This is a genomic window from Streptomyces bambusae (genome assembly GCF_019400985.1).
Taxonomy (GTDB): domain Bacteria; phylum Actinomycetota; class Actinomycetes; order Streptomycetales; family Streptomycetaceae; genus Streptomyces; species Streptomyces bambusae_A.
The window spans coordinates 1-5,849 of record NZ_WTFF01000398.1; the positions used below are offsets into that span (position 1 = coordinate 1).

A 5,849-nucleotide genomic window follows, 5' to 3' on the forward strand; every position below is an offset into this window, starting at 1 on the left:
GCCGGGGCCGGCGTTGCGGTCCCGTCGCGCGGGCCGCCGTACGTATGCCCACCGTACGGCGGCCCGCGCGGCCCGGTGCTCCGCCCGGTCCGGCGCCGGTCCGACGTCCTGTGGGCAGCCGCCATGGACCGGGGTGCCGGAGTGGGGCGCGCACCCATGGCCGCTCGTCCGGGGGCCGTCCTAGGGTGCCGGACATGACACACGGATCCCACCGGTCCGGGCCGCTGCTGCGCGGCCGGACCGCCCTGGTCACCGGCGGAGCCGGCGGTATCGGCCGGGCCTGCGCCGAGGCGCTGGCCGCGGCCGGCGCCGCGGTCCACGTCGTGGACGTCGACGCCGCGCGGGCCGAAGCGGTGGCGGAGGCCGTCGGCGGCACGGCCCATGCCGCCGATCTGGCCGACCCGGCCGCCGTCGAGCGGCTGCCGGCCGATGCCGACATCCTGGTCAACAACGCCGGTCTGCAGCACGTGGCGCCGATCACCGAGTTCCCGCCGGAGCTGTTCACCCGGATCCAGCAGGTCATGGTGACCGCGCCCTTCCTGCTGATGCGCCGCACCCTGCCGCACATGCAGGCGCGCGGGTGGGGCCGGGTGGTCAACATCTCCAGCGTGCACGGGCTGCGGGCGAGCGCGTACAAGTCGGCGTACGTGGCGGCCAAGCACGCGCTGGAGGGGCTCAGCAAGGTCGCCGCCATCGAGTCCGCGCCGTACGGCGTGACCAGCAACTGCGTGAGCCCCGGGTACGTGCGCACTCCCCTGGTGGAGGGTCAGATCGAGGCGCAGGCCGCCGCGCACGGGCTGAGCGCAGGCGATGTGCTGACGCAGGTGCTGCTCGCCCGGTCCCCGGTCAAGCGGCTGATCGAGCCCGAGGAGGTCGCCGCGGCCGTCCTGTGGCTCTGCGGTCCCGGGTCCGGCCACGTCACCGGCATCTCCCTGCCGCTGGACGGGGGCTGGACGGCGGGTTGACCACCGGGGGGACGACCGGCCTGGTGGGGCGCGGTTTCCCCGGCCGGCGCCGGGACGGGCAACGGGAAACCCGTCGACCCCGGCCGGACCCGGGGCAATCCTGAAGTCGTCAACACCGGGCAAAACCCTCAAGGGGGAATCATCATGCGCAAGATGTTCCGCGGCGCCGCCGCACTCGGGACGGCCGTGGCAGCCGTGGTGGCGCTCAGCGGCGCGGCCGACGCCAAGCCCGCGGACGAGTGGGCCGGGTGCCCGTACGGCGCGGTCTGCATCTACCCGCAGAACCAGAACCCGGCGGTCGAGCCGAGCCACATCTTCTACAGCTACGGGGTCCACAAGATCTACAACCAGTTCGGCAACCACTGGGTCCTCAACAACCAGTACGGCGGCGCCACCGCCAGCCTGTGCACCGGCGGGGGCGGCACCGGCTGCGGCGGCCGCATCGCGGAGGGCACCGGGGTCTACGCCGACCTGACCCCGATCAACTCCGTCACCCTGAACCGGCCGTAGTCCCTCCCCCTCAGGTCCGCTTCCGGAGCCGTCATGGGGCGGCTCCGGAAGCCTTTCGTCCGCCGACCGTCCGCCCGTCCCGCCCCTCCTCCCACTCCTGCTCCCGCCGCTCCTCCCGCCGCCGGCGGAGCCCGGGCCGTGTCCGACCCCCGCTGTAGCCTGGAGGCCTGCCATTCGCAGCCTCGGCGCATGCCATGGGGGGTGCCGTGCCGGATCCGGACCGCGGACCGACGACCGACCACCAGCTCGAACCACCCGACGGCACGGGCGTGTCCTTCCCCGCCCAGCTGAGACGGCTGCGGGTGCAGCGCGGCCTGTCGCTCGCGGACCTCGCCCGCCGCACGCACTACAGCAAGGGCTATCTCAGCAAGATCGAGACCGGCTCGAAGCGGGCGACGGTCGACGTCGCCCGCCGCTGCGACCTGGTGCTCCAGGCCGACGGCGAACTGCTGGGCCTGTTACGGGACCCCACGGACGCCCCGGGCCCGCCGCCGGGCGGCCCGGGAGCGGGGCGGCCGGGCGGGGCCGCGCAGTCGGAGGGGGCGTGCCCCTACCGGGGGCTGCCCGCCTTCTCCCCGCAGGACGCGCGCTGGTTCTTCGGCCGGGAGCGGGCCACGGCCCTCCTGGTGGAGCGGGTCTTCGAACGCGTCGGCAGTGGGCCGCTGCTGGTGGTCGCCCCGTCCGGCGCCGGCAAGTCGTCCCTGCTCAACGCCGGTCTGGTAGCGGCCCTGCGCAGGCCCGGCGGCTTTCCGATGCCGGACGCCGACCGCTGGCCGGTGGTCCGGTTCACCCCGACCGCGCGTCCGCTGGAGGAGCTCCTCGACTGCACGGCCAAGGCCCTGGGCAGCGATCACGGCATCACCGTCCAGGAGGTGCGGGAGCGTCCGGCGGCGCTCCTCGAAGCGGTCGGCGGGAAGCCTGCGCAGGACGCCGGTGCGCACCGGGCGCCGGTGCGCCTGGTCCTGATCGTGGACCAGTTCGAGGAGTTGTTCACCCTGTGCGCCGACGAGGAGGAGCGGCGCGCCTTCGCCGGGGTGCTGTGCGCCCTCTCCTCGGCCGGCCCGGCGCCGGCCGGACAGGCGCCGGCCGGACAGGCGCCGGCCGGACAGGCGCCGGCCGGACAGGCGCCGGCCGGACAGGCGCCGGCCGGGCAGGACGCCGCCGTCGTGGTGCTCGGCGTACGGGCGGACTTCTCCGGCAGCTGTCTCGGCCTGCCCGAACTGGCCTCGGTCTTCGCCGACGGCCTGTTCGTGCTGCCCCCGATGACGGAGGCCGAGCTGCGCGAGGCGATCACCCGCCCCGCGGAGCTGGCCGGCCTCACCCTCGAACCGGGCCTGGTCCCGCTGGTGCTGCGGGACGCCGGGTCCTCGCGGGCGCTGCCGCTCGTCTCGCACGCGCTGATGGCCACCTGGCAGCGGCGCGAGGGCGCCGTCCTGACCGTCGCCGGCTACGAGCGCAGCGGCGGCATCCAGGGCGCCCTCGCCCGGACCGCCGAGGCCGTGTTCGCCCGCCTGCACCCGGAGGAGCAGCGGACGATCCGGCGGATCCTGGTCCGGCTGGTGCACGTCGCCGACGGCACGGCGGCGACCCGGCGGCGGATGGAGCGGGCCGCGCTGGCGGACGGGTCGGCGGGCGCCGACGCCGGCCGGACCGCAGCTGCGCTCGACGCCTTCGTCCGGGCCCGGCTGATCACCCTGGACCGGGACACCGTCGAGATCACCCACGAGGCCCTGCTGCACAGCTGGCCGCGGCTGCGCGACTGGATCCGGGCGGACCGGGCCGGCCTGCTGATCCACCAGCAACTGGCGCATGCCGCCGAGGAGTGGGAGCGCGCGGACCGCGATCCGTACGCCCTCTACCGCGGGCCCCGGCTGGACGCCGCCCGCTCCTGGGCCGACGAGCTCGACGGGCGCGGCCGGCTCGGGCCCCGGGAGGAGGCCTTCCTGCGGGCCGGCCAGGAGGCCGAGGACGGCCGGGTGCGCCAGGCCCGGCGCCAGGCCCGGCGGCGCCGGCACACCCTGGCCGCCCTCGTCGGGCTGCTCGTGCTGGCCGTGGCCGCCTCCGGACTGGCGTACCAGCAGCGCGCGGCCGCCCTCCGGCAGGAGCACACCGCCCGTTCGCAGGCGCTCGCCGCGCAGTCGCTGGCCCTGGCCGCCGGCCAGCCGGAGGCTTCGATGCAGCTGGCCGCAGAGGCCTACCGCACAGCGCCGACGACCGAGGCCCGCGGCGCCCTGCTGAGCACCCGGGCCCAGCCCTTCCTCGCCCGGCTCGGCGGGCACAGCGGGCCGGTCAACGCGGTGGCCTTCGCCCCGGGCGGGCAGCTGCTCGCCACGGGCGGTTCGGACGGGACGGTGACCCTGCGCGATGCGGCCGGCCGGAGCACGGCCGCCACGTTCAGCATGCCCGGGAGGGTCCGTGCGGTGGCCTTCGGCCCCGACGGCCGGATGCTCGCCGCGACCTCGACGGACGCCGCGGTCCGGCTGTGGGACACCACCGCCCGGACGCAGGCGGCGGTGCTGCCGGCGGGCACCGCCGGCGCCCGGGCGGTGGCCTTCGCCCCGCACGGGCGGACCCTGGCCACCGCGTCCCCCGACGGGACCGTCCAGGTGTGGTCCACGGCGGAGCCCTTCCGGCAGGTCGCCGCGCTCACCGGGCACACCGGGCGGGTCAACGCGCTGGCGTACGCCCCGGACGGGCGCACGCTGGTGTCGGCCGGCGCGGACCGGACCGTACGGCTGTGGGACGTGGAGCGCGCCGCCGTGGTGGCCGAACTGTCCGGGCACACCGACGAGGTGCTCGCCGCCGCCTTCGCGCCGGACGGCCGGACGGTCGCCACGGGTGGCGTGGACCGGACGGTACGGCTGTGGGACGTGGCCGAGGGGCGGGCGACGGCGACCCTGGCCGGGCACAGCGACGACGTCAACGCGGTGGCGTACACGCCCGACTCGACCACGGTGGTCAGCGGTGGCGGTGACGGCACGACGCGGCTGTGGGACGTGCGCGGCGGCCGGCAGACGGCGGCCCTGGCCGGCCACACCGACTACGTGCTCGGGGTGGCGGTGGACCCGGGCGGCACGCTCCTGGCCACGGCCTCCTTCGACCGTTCCGTGGTGCTGTGGGACCTGCGCGGACCGGCCCTGACGGCGCGCCCGTTCACCGAGGTCTGGCACGCCGCGTACCACCCGGACGGGACCCTGCTGGCCACCGCCCGGGCCGACCGCACGGTGGTGGTCTGGGACGTCGCCCGGCGCTCGGTGCGCTCGGTGCTCGCCGGGCACGCGGAGGCCGTGTTCTCGGTGGCCTTCGCGCCCGACGGGCGGACACTGGCCTCCGCCGGCTCGGACGGGACGGTCCGGCTGTGGGACGTCGCCTCCGGGCAGGCCCGCGCCACCCTGGCCGGGCACGGCGGGGACGTGTTCTCGGTGGCCTTCGCGCCCGACGGGCGGACACTGGCCTCGGCGGGCTCGGACGGCACGGTGCGCCTGTGGGACGTGGCCGCCGCGCGCCCGCTCGCCACGCTGACCGGGCACACCGACTTCGCCAACGCCGTCGCCTTCAGCCCGGACGGACGCACCCTGGCGAGTGCCGGCGACGATCTGACCGTACGGCTGTGGGACGTGCCCGGGCGCCGCCCGCTGTCCACGCTGGCCGGCCACACCGGCGCGGTGCGCGGGGTGGCCTTCGGCCCGGACGGGCGCACCCTGGCGAGCAGCGGGAACGAGGGGTCCGTACGGCTGTGGGACCTCGGACGGGGCCTGCCGGTGGCGGAGTTGACCGGGCACACCGGCTCGGCACGCGGGATCGCCTTCTCCCCCGACGGACGCACGCTGGCGAGCAGCGGCAACGACCGCACGGTACGGCTGTGGGACGTGGCGGGGCTGCGGCTGCGGGCCGTGCTGACGGGTCATACGAACGCGGTGTGGGGCGTGGTGTTCGCGCCGGACGGACGGTCGGCGGCCAGCAGCAGCAACGACGGGACGGTCCGGCTGTGGGACCTGGACGTCGGCAGCCGGCTCCGGGAGATCTGCCGGATGTGCGGGCCCGCCCCCGGCCGCTCTCCGTGCGCCCGCGGCTGACCTGGGGGTTTCCCGGGGTTTCCCGTTGCCCGTCGGGATGGGGCGCCCCACGGGCCTCGACGGGCGGGGCCCGCGGGGCCCAGGCTCGGCGTTGCGTCCCGCATTCCGTCACATCGACGTGCCGTCACATCGAAACGGGGGTCCTCCGTATGCGCGTTCCCTTCCTCCGCCGGCCCGGTCCCGTCACCGGCGCGGTGATCACTCTGCTGGCCCTGCTGTTGTTCACGTCGGCGGGCGCGAGCGCGGCCCCGGGCGCGCCGGCGGCCGCCGGGCGGGCCGGCGCCGCGCAGTGCGGCGT

At 76.7% G+C, this 5,849-nt stretch carries 3 protein-coding genes; all 3 read left to right on the plus strand.

Features of this window, described 5'->3' with window-relative positions; genetic code table 11:
- The first annotated feature begins 194 nt into the window (after nt 1-194).
- The 3 genes from GPJ59_RS32480 (at nt 195) to GPJ59_RS38715 (ending at nt 5,551) form a co-directional block, all read left to right on the plus strand.
- Complete coding sequence (locus GPJ59_RS32480; RefSeq protein WP_219671504.1) at nt 195-965, plus strand: 3-hydroxybutyrate dehydrogenase; 771 nt, start codon at nt 195-197, stop codon at nt 963-965.
- A 144-nt stretch (nt 966-1,109) separates the two neighbouring features.
- Complete coding sequence (locus tag GPJ59_RS32485) at nt 1,110-1,475, plus strand: hypothetical protein (protein WP_219671505.1); 366 nt, start codon at nt 1,110-1,112, stop codon at nt 1,473-1,475.
- Between the two features lie 206 nt (nt 1,476-1,681).
- The gene (locus tag GPJ59_RS38715) at nt 1,682-5,551 is read left to right on the plus strand and encodes an nSTAND1 domain-containing NTPase (RefSeq protein WP_308120607.1); all 3,870 of its coding nucleotides are present in this window, start codon (nt 1,682-1,684) and stop codon (nt 5,549-5,551) included.
- Nucleotides 5,552-5,849 lie beyond the last annotated feature (298 nt).